This window comes from Ignatzschineria sp. F8392, from assembly GCF_002252045.1.
Taxonomy (GTDB): Bacteria; Pseudomonadota; Gammaproteobacteria; order Cardiobacteriales; family Wohlfahrtiimonadaceae; genus Ignatzschineria.
The window spans coordinates 322,167-339,049 of record NZ_NEFF01000002.1; the positions used below are offsets into that span (position 1 = coordinate 322,167).

Genomic DNA, 16,883 nt, shown 5'->3' on the forward strand with positions numbered 1-16,883 from the left:
AGTCACTTTCAATATAAAGGAGTTTTCAATGACTTTTGATACAGACTTTACTTACCGCATCCCAAAAACTGTGGGTGATACTTTAGAAGCCTTTGAAGTTGTTGCTGCAAAACCTGGTTTTAACAATCCAGAAGAGAATGGTGTTTCTGCATTTGAAACAATCACAGAAAAATCATTCCCAGGTAAATGGAAAATTATCTACTTCTATCCAAAAGACTTTACTTTTGTCTGCCCAACAGAGATCGTTGAGTTTGATAAAATCGCTAAAGAATTTGAAGACCGTGATGCAGTACTCATGGGCGGATCTACAGATAACGAATTCTGTAAATTAGCTTGGAGACGCGCGCATCCAGATTTAGATAAATTAGGTCACTACTCATTTGCTGACCCAGCAGGTGATTTAGTTGATATGCTTGGCGTTCGTGATGAAGAGTCAGGTGTTTGCTTACGTGCAACATTTATCGTAGACCCACACAATGTTATCCAACACGTATCTGTAAACCCAGACAGCGTTGGTCGTAACGTTCCTGAAGTTTTACGTATCCTTGATGCGCTTCAAACTGATGAGCTTTGCCCATGTAACCGTCCAGTAGGTGGTGAAACTCTCTAATTCCATTCAGGATTGAAGAGACAAAGCTTAAAGGTTATAGCTTCAATTAAGTGATAACCAATTGATAAGAGGGCTACTCAAATTGAGTAGCCCTCTCTTTATTCTCCCTTTATTATCCCTTTATTTTCTCTTTCCATCTATCAATCTCTGATCTATGAATCTCTAATCTATCAAGCTTGTTTATCAGGTCCTTGTTTATCAACCCCTTATTTGTCTGACTCTTTTTTACGCTTCGCTCGAGGATGAGCGGCATCAAAAACCTTCGCCAAATGGTTAAAATTGAGATGAGTATAGACTTGGGTTGTAGAGATATCAGCATGCCCTAATAACTCCTGCACTAATCGTATATCTTGGCTCGACTCTAAAATATGGGTCGCCATTGAATGGCGCAAAAGATGGGGATGAAGATTAATATTAACCCCACTCTGCTCTGCATAACGCTTCACCCGGCGGCTAATTTGCCGATCTGAGAGCCGTCCTCCCTTTTGAGATATAAAGAGCGCCTCATCATCTCGATCGAGCAGTGAGGCAGCAGATAACCACTCTTGACGAATCGACAACCACTCTTTAATCGCTATCAGTGCAACCTGACCTACAGGCACTAAACGATCCTTTCCCCCTTTACCATCAATAACGCGCACCAAATGCTCATTAAGATCGAGATGCTGCAAATTAAGCGCTGCAACCTCGGCAAGACGCAGACCACTAGAGTAGAGAAGCTCTAAAATCGCAAGATCACGCTTCTCTAACAGATCCTCCGGCGGACGATCTAAAATGGTCTTTAAGAGCTCAGCTTCTACAACTTTTGGTAAACGTTCCGCTTTCTTAGGGGGGGAGATTAACCTTGCGGGATTATAAGTCACAATCTCTTTCTCTAATAGATAGGTGAAAAAGATTCTCAAGGCAGCAAGATGCGTTTCAAGACTAGCGCTACTAAGACGCTCACGCTGCTTTCGGCGATCCCCTTTCGCCTTAAAGATCAGATATTCCCGCAATACTCGCTCATCACATTCAGGCCAAGCATCGATCTCCCGCTCTTTAAGATAGACAATCAATTGACTCAAAGCCTGCTGCTTTACCCGCGCACTATGGGGAGAGTAGATCTTTTGATACCCACTTAAAAAAAGATTCGCCTCTTGGCACAAAGGCGAATCGATCTCTTTATCAATTTCATTAATATTGAACATTCTCTCTTATTTTTGTCTTGCTAAAAGAGGGACCTGATGATCCCTCCTATTATGCGTCCCTTAATTATAGATCTTTTAATGTAGACCTAATGTTTTACGGAGATTTTCTAATGAGAACATCTCATCAAACTCTTCAGCGCCTATTAAGCCCCGCTCTAAAACAACATCGCGGACACTTTTGCCTGTTTTAGCACAGATACGCCCGACAATATCCCCCTCACCATGACCAATAATTGGATTGAGATAGGTGATAATACCGATGGAGTTCAAAATATAATTGAGACAGTAACTCTCATTTGCGGTAATCCCCTCAATACAACGATCTTGTAAAGAACGACAAGAGTTCATCAACAACATCATCGACTCAAAAGTCGATTGTGCAATAACAGGCTCCATCGCATTAAGTTGCAATTGCCCTGCTTCAGCAGCAGTTAAAACCGTTGTATCATTTCCAAACACCTTAAAGCAGGCATTATTAACAGCTTCTGGCAACACAGGATTGATCTTTGCGGGCATAATCGAGCTTCCTGCCTGTAATTCAGGGAGATTGATCTCTTTTAATCCTGCTCGAGGACCTGAAGAGAGAAGACGAAGATCATTTGCCATTTTAGACAACTTAACAGCAAAGCCTTTTAATGCTGAATGGAAATAGACAAAATCTGATAAATCTGATGTTGCGGCAATAAGATCATCCGCCGGTTTAAAGGAGAACCCTGTAATCTCCGAGAGATATTGAGCCGCAAGCTCAGCGTAACCATCTGGCGTATTGATTCCCGTACCGATCGCTGTCCCGCCTAAGTTAATCGAGAGCAACGTTTGTCGAGCAAGTTTTAAATAATCGATGCCCGCCTTAATCTGATATGCAAATGCGCCAAACTCCATTCCTAAAGTCATAGGTACCGCATCTTGTAACTGCGTACGCCCCATTTTTAAGACTTCAGAAAACTCCTTCTCCTTCTCCTTCAACCCTTGGTATAGATAATCTGCCGCTTCAATTAATGCCTCAGATACTTTATAAAAAGCGACTCGCATTCCTGTTGGATACGCATCATTTGTCGACTGAGATTCATTAACATGGTCATTAGGATTGATAACATCATAACGCCCTTTCTCAAGTCCTAGCGTTTCGAGCGCAAGATTAGCAATTACTTCATTCACATTCATGTTAAGTGAAGTTCCTGCACCACCTTGGAATGCATCAATAGGAAAATGTTGGTAGTAAGTATCATCCTTTAGAAGGAGATCACATGCCGCAACAATGGCATTCCCCACCTCAGGTTTGATAGCTCCTAAATCCATATTCGCCTTTGCTGCTGCTTTTTTTACTGCTGCTAAGCCATAAATAAATTGTGGATTATCTCGGTTCTTCTGGGTTGAAATGGTGAAGTTATTGATTGCTCGCTGGGTGTGGATGCCGTAGTAAGCATCACTTGGTACTAATAATTCCCCTAACAAATCAACTTCTGACCGATAACCCATTTTCTTTCTCTCCACTTGATATACGTCACTAAACGTATTTATATTACGATTTAAAATATTTCCCTTGTTTCACGTCTCTTAAACGTTTTTTATCTCGACTGCTCCTCGATTCTGAGTGAGGCTGCGGAGATAATCTGCGAAGCTCACGCTCGTGCTCTCTTCGAGCAATACTCGCCTCTGTCTCTTGATACATTGTCATTGCTACAGATGCTGGACCGCGTTGCTCGATAAGCAAGCACACTTCGACTTCGTAGATCACTTGTAACTTCCTTATCGTTACCAAATCACCTACGATGATAGTTCTGGAAGGCTTGGCCTCAATGCCATTGACTTTTACGCGCCCTTTATTAATCTCATCCGTAGCAAGACGGCGAGTCTTATAAAATCGGGCGGCCCATAACCATTTATCTAGACGCATAAGTTTTCTTCACACTATTTTGTTATATTAGATCAAAAAAAAAATTGCAAGCTTTAACGAAAAAATAGCCGCATTTTCCAATACGGCTACTTTATTATCAATAAGTTATCGACCTTTTTGCTCAGATAATGATCTACCGCAGTAGTACAGAATATCACCTATTTTTCATCATCCGACAAAACGATATTTAACTCTAAAACGTCACAGTCTCCGTCGCGTTCCATCGCTATATTGATCTGCTCAGATTCAACCGGCAAATAACGACGAACAACTTCCAATATATCTCGTTGAAGATCTTGCATAAAATCTGGATTTCCATCCATATTCTTTACACGCTCATGCGCAACAATAATCTGTAAGCGCTCTTTTGCAATCGATGCCGTATTTGATCTACGACGCTTGCCGAACAACAGCTGAAACATCTCTAACCTCCAAAAATCCGTCCAAAGAAGCCTCTCTTAGGCGCTTCAATAAAACGATGAGGGAGATCTTTTCCAAGAAAACGCTCAACAATGTCATTAAAGGCTTGTCCTGCATCTGACTCTTCATTCATAATCACAGGTTCCCCTGAGTTAGAACATTGCAATACGGCCTGAGACTCTGGAACCACTCCTAAAAGGGGAATACCAAGAATGTCTAAAATATCATTCACAGAGAGCATATCACCATTTGCGGCACGGGTTGGATTATAGCGGTTAATAACAAGATGCTGATTAACCTCTTTTCCCTCTTCTGCTCTCTTTGTCTTACTAGCAAGAATCCCTAAGATACGATCGGAATCTCGAACAGATGAGACTTCTGGATTGGTCGTTACAATAGCATCATCTGCAAAGTACATCGCAAGCTGTGCACCTTTCTCAATCCCCGCGGGCGAATCACAGATAATAAACTCAAAACCCATCCCATCGAGTTCTTTCATCACCTTTTCAACACCCTCTTTCGTTAGAGCATCTTTATCACGTGTTTGGGAAGCGGGAAGAATGTAGAGATTCTCAAGACGACGATCCTTAATCAAGGTCTGTGCCAATGATGCTTCATCATTCACAACATTAACAAAATCGTACACAACACGACGCTCACATCCCATGATAAGGTCTAAATTACGTAAACCCACATCGAAGTCGATCACAGCGGTCTTATGTCCATTTTTTGCAAGCCCTGCTGCAATGCTCGCACTCGTCGTCGTTTTACCTACACCACCCTTTCCGGATGTTACAACTATGATTCTAGCCACTCGTGCCCCCACATACTAATTCTATCTAATTTAGACTATCTAACTTAAACTCTTTACCAATTTTGTTGATCCTATAAGAGATCAAGTACTAAAGTGCTTTTAAAACATCGTTTTTAAAACATCTGAAAAGCATAAATTCTAAAATTCACACATCTCATCACACTGCACTATCTTTATCTAATTCCATACGGAATAGATTTAAAGATGATTTTCAACAATCGATTTTAACCGATCGCTCTATTAATAGAGCCTTCATATTGCATCATCCTGCTATTAACCACAATATAAATTGCATTTTAAATTACATTTAACTTATATCCTGATTTTATATTCAGATAATACAAGCTATACTACACTCTGTAATCTCTACAATTCCTATAACCTCTATAACATACCGCCTCTTATTCTCATCCTATCAAGAGGTGCATATCAACAGATAAGGATCTGCGCAGGCTTATTAAAATAATTCTTAACATCTATTCTTAACATCTAATTTTAGCATCTTATTGACGCCATCTACTCTATAATGAACTACTTCTACAACTATTCTAATATAGAGCTTACATAGCATGTTGCAACTGATTCCTTAATGCATCTGATTAATATCACAATTAATATCACAATTAATCCGCTAAAATTAATCTGCTATTTAATAATATAATGGGTTACGCCATCATTGATTGCACTTAATGCGTTACGCTGAATCTAAAAGAGAGGAAATAACAGCTCCTACCTCTTTATACCATCGCTGAGAACTACTTTACTAACTGCTCAATCTTAAGCTCATCTTGATCAAGATAGATCTGAACCGTTTTCCCTCTAAGCTCAGCGGGAATGTCCTCTTGCATCCGATAAAAACCAGCTATTGCAACTAACTCCGCTTCTAATGATTGGCAGAAGATTCTTGCAGATCGATTGCCATGAATACCAGCTAGAGCACGACCTCTTAAAGCACCATAGACATGAATATTACCATCGACTAGTAACTCAGCCCCTTCATTGACAGAATTGATCACCACCAGATCCCCTTGAGGAACAGATAGTTGCTGTCCTGAACGAACTTGTTGGACATGCATCATTGTCTCGATGGGTTCAGCAGGTTCTACAACCTCTTGAGGTGTCACCTCTTCTGCTACCTCTTCATGCGATATTTCACGCTGCTCTTTCGCAACAATTTCAGCGCTATTGAGCTCAATTTCACGCGAACGACCACCGTTACCGGCTAAAAGAGCCCATCCAGCATTGCCCGCCTTAACAGCTAAATCTTCATTAGCATTTCTTAAGCCTACCGGAATAAGATCTCTATTGAGTAGCAGATTCTTTAACCACTTCAGGTCTAAGCTGTTACCCACTTTAATCGCAGATAGATCAACAATTATTGGAATACCTCTAAATAATTGAGGAGAGCTATCAATTTGTCTTGATAGCTCATCCTCTAATAATTTTAGATCTATTCCTCTCAAATAGAGAACCATCATCGTTGATAGCTCTCCCTTCAATTGATAAATTTTACTTTGAGACATAGATTCTTTTATAAATCAAAAATTTAAAAATTAATGATCATGACCATCGGCATGAACGTGACCATGTGCAAGCTCTTGCTCAGTTGCATCACGCAAGCCTACTACCTCAACTTCAAAGTTAAGATTTTTACCTGCTAATGGGTGATTTGCATCCAATTTGATTGTCTCATCAGATACAGCAAGAACTCTAAATGCTTGCATTTGACCATCGGGTGTTGTACCCGTTACTTGCCAGCCCACTTGAACTTCTTCATCTTCAGGGAATGCTGTACGGGGAACTTCAATGATAAAATCATCGTTTGACTCGCCATAGCCTTCAGCTGGAGAAACAGTAAATGAGAGGGTTTGTCCTTCAGTTGCACCTTCAAGCGCTTTCTCAAATCCAGGGATCATCATTCCATGCCCTTGAATGAAATCCAAAGCCTCTTGACCTTTGTTTGTATCAAGGAGCGCACCTTGGTCATCGGTGAGGGTATAAATTACGCTAACTACTTTATCTTTTGCTACTGTCATTGAATGTTCCCTTTATCGATTTTACGAGTATAATTAGTCCGTACACTATACAGCAAAGCACGTAGTATATAAACGATTAAATCCTTATCATTTGAGCGTCTAGACTACTTTCCACTTTTATTCCTAATTATTGTGACACTATATTATGAACGCACAACAACAAAAAGAAGCTGTTGCAAAAGCAGCGCTACAATATATCCCTGAAGATCAAATCTTAGGTCTAGGCACCGGCTCCACTGTCGATTGCTTAATTGCCCTGCTTCCTACGCTTCCTTTTAAGATCAAAGGGGTTGCATCGAGCTCAGAACGAACCTCAAAACAGGTCGAAGCCCTCGGCATTCCAATTGTCGATCTTACAGATATCACACTTATCGATACTTATATTGATGGCGCCGATGAGATCAACCACAACCTGGCCATGATCAAAGGAGGGGGCGGCGCTTTAACACGCGAAAAGATCGTCGCAGCTCATGCTAATCGCTTTGTCTGTATTGCCGACCAATCAAAACTGGTGAAGACTTTGGGTCAATTCCCACTCCCGATCGAAGTGATCCCGATGGCGGCACATTACGTGATGCGTAAAATGGAGCAGATGGGAGGGAGAGCTCAAATTAGAGAAGGATTTATCACCGATAACCATAATCTCATTGTTGATGTCTCCGGCCTTAAGATCACAAGCCCTATTCAATTAGAGGCATCTATCAATCAGATCACCGGCGTAGTAACTAATGGTCTATTTGCAGCACGCGGTGCGGATATTCTTTTAATGGCAGATGAGGCGCTTAACATTCAGACCATTACTAAAAAATAGTAAGAAGTAGTGGCAAAAAGTAGCAGCAATAAGTAGTAATAAGCAGTAAAAAGACCATTACAGAGAATGACTCGCGGTAGAGCAATAGAGTAAAATAGTGAGATCATTAAGATGGCCATGAGAAGCCCCATACAAAAGGGCTCTCGATCTCATCTGATCTAACCCCTGATACCAATAATTGATAGATCACATACCCCATAACCTTCCATTCCACCGACCTTTTTAAGGAGCCATTATGACAACTGCAGAGATCTTTAAACGTCTCCTCCAGCTCTTTATATTAGGCATCCTGCTCTATTTTGCTTGGGTCATCTATCAAGATAGTCGTAGCCAAGAGAAAGTGGAGTCAACAGATCCACAACTTTCACTCAATGACTTTGAAGTCTTTCGTTATAACAGAGAGGGGGTTCTTGAATACCGCCTTATTGGAGAGACACTTGTACATTATGATAATGAGGAGGGAGGGTATTTAACAGATCCTTTCCTAAAGCATTATGACTTAAGCCATGATCAACATGAGACGCAAGAACTTAGCAATCTTGTTGAATGGACCGCCAAAAGTGATTTTGCCCGCTATACACAGGATAAGTCTCTTTTAACATTGATCAAAAATGTCAATCTCCATAAGCCGAACCGAGAAAAACCTCAAGATGATATGGTTATTACAACCGATCTTCTCTATATCCATGATGAGGGGGAGAAAGTAACGACCGATCTCTTTGTGGAACTTGAGATGCCAACACGACAACTCTCTGGATACGGCTTGATCGGCTATCCTCATAAAGAACTATTTACACTCCATAGAGATGTAAAATCGACCTATATAACTGAATCTGATACAGGGCAACACGATGAAAAATAATCTCTTACCCTCCCTCTCTCCTCTTTTTAAACAGGGTATCTCTCTTCTTCTCCTCTCTCTCTGCTTCAGCGGTATCAGTAATATTGCATTAGCACTACCCGAAGATCGTAAATTACCCCTCCATATCGATGCTGATTGGTCTGAATTTCAGAGTAATTCGCCAACCGAACCTACCGGTATCTATCGTGGAAATGTTGTTATGGTCCAGGGTAACCTCACGATCTATGCCGATGAAGCCCACTTCCTTCTCGAAGATGGTGAGTTGGAGTATATTATTGCTACCGGCAATCCCGTAAAGATTAAAGATCTTCCAAAGCCTGATGAACCCTGGGTTTTTGGCGAGGGGAAAACGCTTCGCTACTATCCTAAGCGCGCTATTTTAGAGCTAGAAACCAATGCACAGGTAGAACAGAGCAATGATATCGCAACGGCCAATAAGATTATCTATGATCTCGATACGCGTACAATCAACGCTGAGCGAAGCCCTAAAGAGCGAGTCCACTTTACAATTCAGATGGATAATCGCGATAAATAGTGGCCATATCGCTCTTCTCCCTATCACACTTAGATAGAGTAAGAGTGATAGAATCAAAATGACTTATCAAGAATCTCATACCAGTAAAAGGTAAAGCAAACGATGCTACTAACTGCACAAAATCTTATTAAGCGCTTTAAGAATCGTACTGTTGTTAATGGTGCCTCATTCCATATCGAACAGGGCGAAGTTGTAGGACTGTTAGGACCCAATGGTGCCGGAAAAACAACGAGCTTCTATATGACGGTTGGTCTAATTACTCCCGATGAAGGCGAGGTCTTTATCGATGATAATGAGATCACCCAAAGCCCAATGCATATCCGCGCCCAACTCGGCATCGGCTATCTTCCCCAAGAGGCATCGATTTTTAGAAAAATGAGTAGCCGCGATAATATTCTTGCGATCTGTCAAACCCGAAAAGATCTCTCCCCACAAGAGCAACAAGCCCTCACAGATGAGCTATTAGAAGATTTCAAGATTACGCATATCGCCAACTCTTTGGGAATCTCGCTCTCAGGAGGAGAACGTCGCCGTGTTGAGATTGCCCGGAGTCTTGCTCTTAATCCTAAATTCCTACTACTCGATGAACCTTTTGCCGGTGTTGATCCCCTTTCAGTATCAGATATTCAATCGATTATCTTACAGCTCTCTAAGCGCAATATTGGTATCTTAATTACCGATCACAATATTCGTGAAACGCTCTCCATCTGTGAGCGCTCCTATATCTTAAGTGCCGGCACAGTCATTGCAGAGGGTGATACCGAATATCTCCTCAACCATGAGGATGTCCGCCGTGTCTATTTGGGAGAAAACTTCTCTTTATAAACAATTCTCTCAATCTCTCAATCTCTCAACTCTCCAAGAATCCTAATATTCTCTCTAGATGTGTACTCTCTAAAGATCTGTTAAAGAGTAGATGTCAAAAATGTATTTCAAAGAATGGGTTTCAAAGAAGAGACTTCAAAGAGTGGGAGGCAAAAGAGAGATTAAAACATGAAGAGAGTAAGGGATTCAGCGCTGGCGATCACATTTTGTTATCATGCTCTCTAACCGCCGTGAGGCATACTTTAAATAGCTATTTTAAATAGTAGTGGATAGAGGAGATATCATGAAACCGAGCTTCTTTTTTTATGATCTTGAGACCTTTGGCATTAGCCCTAAAGAGGATCGAATTGCCCAATTTGCCGGCATTAGAACAGATGAAGAGTTCAATATCATTGAAGAGCCGATCAATATCTACTGCCAACCACCGAAAGATTATATTCCTGATCCTAATGCGATTCTTATTACCGGCATCACGCTCGAGGAAGCGCAAGAGAAAGGGATGCCTGAAGCGCAATTTGCAGCTCAAATTGAAGAGGCCTTCTCTAGACCTAATAGCTGTATTTTAGGATATAACAATATCCGCTTCGATGATGAGATGATTCGTTACCTCTTCTATCGTAACTTTATCGATCCCTATGCCTATAGCTGGCAAAATGGGAATTCTCGCTGGGATCTACTCGATGTTGTCCGTGCAACTTATACTTTTCGCCCTGAAGGAATAGCGTGGCCACAAGATGAGATGGGAAATATTAGCTTCAAACTAGAGAATCTCTCTAAAGCCAACGATCTACTTCATGAGAAAGCACATGATGCGTTAAGTGATGTCTACGCCACAATCGGTATGGCGAAGCTGATCAAAGAGAAGCAGCCTCGGCTCTTCTCCTACTACTTTAACCATCGACGCGCACGAGATCTGCAACAATTGATCGATCTTCGCTCGCTCAAACCATTACTACATATCTCCGGCATGTTTGGCTTAGAGCGCAATAATATCTCTATGATGGCGCCAATCCTCTTCAGCCCACAAAATCGTAATGAGCTTATCTCTATCGATCTTATGGGAGATGTTGAACCACTACTTCATCTCTCGGCGGAAGAGGTTCGAGAAAAGCTCTATACTCCTAGTGCGGAACTTCCTGAAGGCGAAGCACGGATACCTCTAAAGGGGATTCATCTCAATCGTTGCCCCATTTTAGCGCCCACCGCTCTACTCTCAACGCTTCCTAAAGAGACCCTCGATCAACAACGATGTCAGAAAAATCATCAACTTATTCTCAACAATCGAGAGCTGATCGAAACAAAATTGATGGAGATCTATCAAACCCCCCGTATCTTTGATAATGACCCACATAGTGAGCCGGTCGAAACACTTCTATATCAAGGATTTTTTGAGCGAAAAGATCGGCACCAGATGGATCTTGTTCCTAAGATGAGTGGTGAAGAGCTGAAATATCATGAGTTCTATTTTGATGATCCACGTCTCGATCCTCTACTCTTTATCTACCGTGCTCGCAACTATTTTGAGACACTCTTTGAGGATGAACAAGATGAGTGGCAACGCTATATTCTTCTCAAAAAAGAGTATTACCGCAGTCGCTATCAACCGATCTATAAAACATTATTGGAAGAAGCGGAAACAGATGAAGATCAAAATAAGATCGCTTTACTTCAATCGATTCAACACTACTACCAATAAGTTACTCTATCGACCCACCTCTCTTAAATCTGATCATAAGCGATAAAATTGATGCCCCCTCTTCTCGATCTCTCTATTGCCTCCTGCAATGTTCAAAATCTCTATGAACACTCCTCTCTGCAGAAGCTCTTCAATTTTATTATTGCACTCGATGATCCTCTCAATCTTCCTGACATCATCGCCCTACAGGAGATAGGTGCAGAGACAGACGAGCAGAAGGATTACGCTCAAGCTATTATTGGCGAACGAATTTGTACAATCGTTAAAAATATGACTGGAGTGAACTACCGCTATTACGATCTTCCCCCTACCAATGAGAGTTCAGGCGGTGCACTTAATTTAAATATTCGCCCTGCATTTCTGATTAAAGATTCAATCACAGTCACAGAACTACATACATTGCCGCCGATGGCTTGCTTTTCCGGCGATGAGAGCCGCTTCTTTTCGGCGTCACGCTATCCGCTTGTTCTCACTATCGATTATCAAAAACAGCCTATTACCCTCATTAACTGCCACTTAAAATCACAAAATGCAAAGACCAATCAGGATAAAAAGCGAGCACGAAAGCAGAGAAATGAACAAGCTCGCGCAATTTACAACTTCTATAATAAATTGTTACCTACCCACTATATTATTCTCTTAGGGGACTTTAACGATACACCCAATAGCCAAACGTTAGAGATCTTACAAGGAGGAGAGCTAATCTCAATCTGGAAAGATTATCCTGGTCGACTCTACACAACAAAGCATCGAAATCGACCTGTTGTACTAGACTATATTTTAGTAGACAAACGCCTTTCATTTCACACGCCACAAGCACACCATATCAACACCCAACTAGAATATACCTTTCGTTATTCCGATCACGACCCTATCAGCGTCGAAATCACCCCTCTCTCAGAGGATCTAATAGTCAGATAGCCCCACCAATTAATGCTCGAAATGGCGTGTTGAGTTGAGACAAGCAACAATACTCTTTCAACAAACACCATCTTTAATACATCTTTTATATACTTTCATATACGTCCATATATGTTCATATAAGCTCATGTAAAAGCTCATATGAACTCAATACAGGTTCAATATGAGGTCATTCAAGATAAATTCATGCTATATGAGTGCAATATGAGTGCATTGTGAGATATAGAGATTAAAAGAGCGATTAAAAGAGAGTTTAAAAGATCTAGCTCAAAGGAGATAGATAAGGAGAGTGTTACGATGAAAAGAAGAAGGGTAATCGATCATACTAAAAATCTTCTTAAGAGTCTTTTTCCCCCTTTCTGTACCCTCTGCCAACAAAAAATTGTGATCGAGGAGTATGAAAACCTCTGCCAGAAGTGTTGCCTCGATATTATTTTAGCGGATCGAAAGTGTATCTTTTGTGATACACCCGGTGCATTTTTGTGTCATTTATGCAAAAAAGAATCGCCAAAATTACAAAATATCTTTGTCTGTTTCAATTATGAGAACTCTATCCGCAAAATTATTCAGCAATTTAAATACTCCCTACGCCCCTATTTAGCACGAACACTCAACCAGCTTATCTGGCAACGATCCCTCAATTTCTTTGCTCAATTACCCATCGATACAACAATTATTCCAATGCCGAGTGGCCGCTTACGTGTCGCTAAAAGAGGGTTTAACCCCGTTAGTGAAGTTGCTCGCCATCTCGCACAACGTAGTGAGCTCCCCTACTGTGATAACTACTTAAAAAAACGAGCTTTTTCAATTCCCCAGACAGATCTAAAAAGAGCCGACCGCCTTACCAATCTTCAGAATCACTTTCTTAAAAACCATCAAATACTCCCACCCTCACAACAGAGATCACTTCTCATTATTGATGATGTTGTTACAACGGGGCGCTCTTTTAAACAACTCCTTGAAAGTGTGGATAATCCTCATACAGAGGAGCTTTACGGCCTCTTTATTGCCCAATCTTAGGTTGATAATTAATGGTGATTATGTCAAACTGTCGTTGATGCGTTTCTGTTATGTACGAGCGTTTTTATCACCATACACCTCTTGATCCTAATTTTAATACTTTGGATCGCCGATATTAGGGCTCGGTGTGCAAGCTGATTTAGTTCAGAAGCCTAAAGAACCCTGTTAGGTATCCACTTGAACGTACGCGTTCAAGAGTCTTGGTGATTTGCAACCGACTACTACGGAGGCGCATCCTTTTTTTGCCTTAAAAAAGTATCTCTCTAGCGAAGGTTATATAGCATCAATGCTTAAAATCAGAGCGTATCTATACCTTCCTCTATTAACACCTTATAAATAGAGCTATTGTAGCCGATAGATCGCCAATAATGGCGCTCAGTAAGCATTAGGGATGTTGCTTATAGACTTGAATCAATAACTACTTAAAGTAGCGGTTAATAAGGCTATTTTGCTTCTCCACTCTTTTATCATTCATCCATATCATCATCTTTCTAGCTTGAAGCAGCTGAAAGCTCAATGAGATACCTTTGAATCTGATACCTCTGGATCTGATATCTTTTGGATCTACTCAATTCCCTAAACAATAAAAAAGCACCCTATAAAATAGAGTGCTCTGAACATAAGCCTTTACAACCTAATAGATACTAATATTTCTAATAGTTAATACTACTCAAGGTAAAAGAGACTTAGTTACTCAACAATAGAGAAACGTTCAATTAGTTAACGTTTACTTCTCTTACTGCTTCAATTTTAACATCTACACGACGGTTTTTCGCACGGCCTTCAGCTGTTGCGTTGTCAAATGTGTAGCTGATACCTTCACCCTTAGCAGTGATGATTGCTGGGTTAACACCTTTCTCAACTAAGTAGTTGCGTACTGCATCTGCACGACGCTGTGAAAGACCAAGGTTGTATTGCTCGCTACCGATTGCGTCAGTGTGACCTGTAAGAACGATTGATTTTACATCGTTTGCATTCTTAACAAGCTCTGCTGCTACTTTATCAAGTAACTCACGGCCTTGTGGACGAAGTTCTGCTTTATCAAAAGCAAAGAATGTATCTGCTGAGAAAGTTAAATCTTGCACAACAACACCACATCCAGGAACGCCATCTTTAACTAAGACACACTCGCCTTGACGATCTTTTACAAACTCACCTTGTCTATCGATTAACGAATCTGTCGCTGCTACAGCTGTAGAAGTCGCGAATAGACCTGCTAATGCAGCAATAGTTAATTGCTTTTTCATATAAGTCTCCACTTAATTACTAATTATAAAATAAATGTATTACAGACAGTTGTAACAAGTTACCTTCAGATAATACAAACTAACGGTTCAATCATATCTCATTTTTATTAGAATTGATACATATTTGCATCAAAAATCCAAATTTGTGGGATTTTTAATACAAATATCTTTTTTGATACAACCCTCAATATCGCTAGAGCGATCGCGAAAGAGATAAATTTTATTTATAAACTTGATAAATTTATAAAATAACAATTACTTTGTAGGTTATTTCTTATCAACTCGATACAATTTTGCGTAGTACCCATCTCTCTCGAGGAGGCTCTGATGCGTTCCTACTTCAACAATTCTGCCTTGATCAAAGACAACAATTTTATCAGCATGCTCAATGGTAGAGAGGCGATGCGCAATAATAATAGTCGTCTTCTCTCGACTAAGCTCTTTCAATGCCTGTTGAATAGCATACTCACTCTCATTATCTAAACTACTAGTTGCTTCATCAAAAATAAGAATAGGAGCATCTTTTAAGATTGCGCGGGCAATTGCAATCCGCTGACGCTGCCCACCTGATAATTTTGCGCCATTTTCACCAATAACAGTCTCATATTTTTCTGGCAATTTTTCGATAAACCCACTCGCATTTGCAAATTGCGCCGCCTTTTCGATCGCATCTTCTGAAGAGGTCTCATTACCAAAACTGATATTTTTAGCAATTGTATCGGCAAAAAGGATAACGTGTTGCCCTACATAACCGATTGCAGAGCGATAAGCTTCTAGCTCAATCTGATCAATACTTTTTCCATCTAGCGAGATAGAGCCTGATGTGGGGTTATAAAAACGGGAAAGGAGATTTGCAAAGGTGCTCTTACCACTTCCTGAAGCACCTACAAGCGCGACTGTTTCATAAGGTTGAATCTCTAAGGAGATCTCATTGAGTGCCGCTACATCACTCCCTTCATATTGGAAAGTCACCTCTTTAAATTCGATATGCCCTTTCACTTGGGGGAGCTGAGCACTGCCCTGATCCTTCTCTCCTTCCGCATCTAAGATACTAAAGACCCCTTCCGCACCGGCAGCACCCCGTTGCAATGCCTCATTCATGCTGACTAAACGCTTAATGGGCGTCAACATCCCGACCATCGCGGCTAAAAGAGAGATAAAGCTACCAATGGTCACCTGATCTGCAGAAGCTTGATTAGAGGCATACCAGATAACAAACGCAATAAAGATCACCAGAAAGACTTGTGAAACAGGGCTTGCTAACTGACTCGCAACCAGACTCTTCATACTCAAATGACGAAGATGCTTATTCACTTGAGAGAAGCGGCCATTCATCTGATCATAAGCGGCAAAAAGCTTGATCTCTTTTTGACCTCGAATCCCCTCTTCCAAGATATGGTTAAACTCCCCCATATGCCCCTGCATTCTACGAGAGATGCCTCGCAGACGCTTTGAGACATAACGTAATACAAGATAGAGAAATGGTGCCATAAAAAAGACTAATAGCGTAATTTGCCAATTATTGATAAACATCACAGTAATTAAACCGATAATCATCGCACTATCTTTAATGATTGAAACCAGCGTTAAAGAGCTCACTGCCATCAACTGGGCAACATCAAAAGTCAGCTTTGACATAAAATAACCGGTCGAGTGCTTATCATAAGCTGTTTGCGGAAGATGGAGTAATTTATCAAACATCTGTACCCGCAGAGTTGTAATTACTCGCTGAGAGATCCATTGCATACCGAAACTGCCGGCAAAGTTGAGAGCACTCGTTAAGATAAAGGCGCCTACAACAAGCCACGGCATCAGCTCAATAAAGAGCCTATTCTTATCTACAAACCCCTCATCTAAAATCGGCTTCAACAACCAAAATAGCCCCGCCTCTGCAAAGCCACCTAATACAACACAGACAAGTGAAGTGATTAAGATCAGTGGATATTTGAAAGAGTAAGATAAGATCCGTTTATATAAGCCCAAGCTCTCTTTTTTAATCACA

17 protein-coding genes and 1 other RNA gene are annotated in these 16,883 nt (G+C 40.9%); 9 read left to right on the forward strand and 9 right to left on the reverse strand.

Annotation, left to right across the window (positions count from 1 at the left end; all coding sequences use genetic code 11):
• The first annotated feature begins 28 nt into the window (after window positions 1–28).
• Window positions 29–610 carry a peroxiredoxin gene (locus tag B9T19_RS05680; RefSeq protein WP_094567625.1) on the forward strand — a complete coding sequence of 194 codons (582 nt, stop codon included), beginning with the start codon at window positions 29–31 and terminating at the stop codon, window positions 608–610.
• Between the two features lie 206 nt (window positions 611–816).
• Here B9T19_RS05680 and B9T19_RS05685 read toward each other — a convergent pair whose 3' ends face one another.
• The 7 genes from B9T19_RS05685 to B9T19_RS05715 all read right to left on the reverse strand — a co-directional run bounded on the left by B9T19_RS05685 (window position 817) and on the right by B9T19_RS05715 (window position 6,964).
• Window positions 817–1,797, reverse strand: a complete 981-nt coding sequence (locus tag B9T19_RS05685; protein ID WP_094567626.1) for a tyrosine recombinase XerC — start codon at window positions 1,795–1,797, stop codon at window positions 817–819.
• Window positions 1,798–1,872: 75 nt separating this feature from the next.
• Window positions 1,873–3,276, reverse strand: a complete 1,404-nt coding sequence (locus B9T19_RS05690; protein WP_094567627.1) for an aspartate ammonia-lyase — start codon at window positions 3,274–3,276, stop codon at window positions 1,873–1,875.
• 43 nt (window positions 3,277–3,319) lie between these two features.
• Window positions 3,320–3,694 (reverse strand): RNA-binding S4 domain-containing protein, encoded by a 375-nt coding sequence (locus B9T19_RS05695; RefSeq protein ID WP_094567628.1) that lies wholly within the window; start codon window positions 3,692–3,694, stop codon window positions 3,320–3,322.
• A gap of 158 nt (window positions 3,695–3,852) precedes the next feature.
• The gene (gene minE / locus B9T19_RS05700) at window positions 3,853–4,116 is read right to left on the reverse strand and encodes a cell division topological specificity factor MinE (RefSeq protein WP_094567629.1); all 264 of its coding nucleotides are present in this window, start codon (window positions 4,114–4,116) and stop codon (window positions 3,853–3,855) included.
• Between the two features lie 2 nt (window positions 4,117–4,118).
• Window positions 4,119–4,928: a septum site-determining protein MinD gene (minD, locus tag B9T19_RS05705; RefSeq protein ID WP_094567712.1), complete on the reverse strand. Its 810-nt coding sequence runs from the start codon at window positions 4,926–4,928 to the stop codon at window positions 4,119–4,121.
• Between the two features lie 755 nt (window positions 4,929–5,683).
• Window positions 5,684–6,451 (reverse strand): septum site-determining protein MinC, encoded by a 768-nt coding sequence (minC, locus tag B9T19_RS05710; protein ID WP_094567630.1) that lies wholly within the window; start codon window positions 6,449–6,451, stop codon window positions 5,684–5,686.
• Window positions 6,452–6,481: 30 nt separating this feature from the next.
• Window positions 6,482–6,964: a peptidylprolyl isomerase gene (locus B9T19_RS05715; RefSeq protein ID WP_094567631.1), complete on the reverse strand. Its 483-nt coding sequence runs from the start codon at window positions 6,962–6,964 to the stop codon at window positions 6,482–6,484.
• Between the two features lie 145 nt (window positions 6,965–7,109).
• Here B9T19_RS05715 and rpiA point away from each other — a divergent pair, with 145 nt between their 5' ends.
• The 8 genes from rpiA (at window position 7,110) to ssrS (ending at window position 13,868) form a co-directional block, all read left to right on the forward strand.
• On the forward strand, window positions 7,110–7,775 hold the full coding sequence (gene rpiA, locus B9T19_RS05720) for a ribose-5-phosphate isomerase RpiA (protein WP_094567632.1): 666 nt from the start codon (window positions 7,110–7,112) through the stop codon (window positions 7,773–7,775).
• Window positions 7,776–8,010: 235 nt separating this feature from the next.
• The gene (lptC, locus tag B9T19_RS05725) at window positions 8,011–8,637 is read left to right on the forward strand and encodes an LPS export ABC transporter periplasmic protein LptC (RefSeq protein WP_094567633.1); all 627 of its coding nucleotides are present in this window, start codon (window positions 8,011–8,013) and stop codon (window positions 8,635–8,637) included.
• Window positions 8,627–9,172 (forward strand): lipopolysaccharide transport periplasmic protein LptA, encoded by a 546-nt coding sequence (gene lptA, locus B9T19_RS05730; protein ID WP_094567634.1) that lies wholly within the window; start codon window positions 8,627–8,629, stop codon window positions 9,170–9,172. The genes lptC and lptA overlap by 11 nt, the downstream gene beginning before the upstream one ends.
• Window positions 9,173–9,274: 102 nt before the next feature.
• Window positions 9,275–9,997 carry an LPS export ABC transporter ATP-binding protein gene (gene lptB, locus B9T19_RS05735; RefSeq protein WP_094567635.1) on the forward strand — a complete coding sequence of 241 codons (723 nt, stop codon included), beginning with the start codon at window positions 9,275–9,277 and terminating at the stop codon, window positions 9,995–9,997.
• 283 nt (window positions 9,998–10,280) lie between these two features.
• On the forward strand, window positions 10,281–11,693 hold the full coding sequence (gene sbcB / locus B9T19_RS05740) for an exodeoxyribonuclease I (RefSeq protein WP_233146802.1): 1,413 nt from the start codon (window positions 10,281–10,283) through the stop codon (window positions 11,691–11,693).
• A gap of 51 nt (window positions 11,694–11,744) precedes the next feature.
• A complete protein-coding gene (locus B9T19_RS05745; RefSeq protein WP_094567636.1) occupies window positions 11,745–12,614 on the forward strand; it encodes an endonuclease/exonuclease/phosphatase family protein in 870 nt (289 codons plus the stop codon).
• A 297-nt stretch (window positions 12,615–12,911) separates the two neighbouring features.
• Complete coding sequence (locus B9T19_RS05750) at window positions 12,912–13,634, forward strand: ComF family protein (RefSeq protein ID WP_094567637.1); 723 nt, start codon at window positions 12,912–12,914, stop codon at window positions 13,632–13,634.
• Window positions 13,635–13,673: 39 nt separating this feature from the next.
• A non-coding RNA gene (gene ssrS / locus B9T19_RS05755) (6S RNA) lies at window positions 13,674–13,868 on the forward strand.
• A 482-nt stretch (window positions 13,869–14,350) separates the two neighbouring features.
• Here the strand turns inward: ssrS and B9T19_RS05760 are convergent.
• Window positions 14,351–14,881 (reverse strand): OmpA family protein, encoded by a 531-nt coding sequence (locus B9T19_RS05760; RefSeq protein WP_094567638.1) that lies wholly within the window; start codon window positions 14,879–14,881, stop codon window positions 14,351–14,353.
• Between the two features lie 267 nt (window positions 14,882–15,148).
• Entirely contained in the window at window positions 15,149–16,882 is a 1,734-nt protein-coding gene (gene msbA, locus B9T19_RS05765; protein ID WP_233146803.1) for a lipid A export permease/ATP-binding protein MsbA, read from the reverse strand.
• Window position 16,883 lies beyond the last annotated feature (1 nt).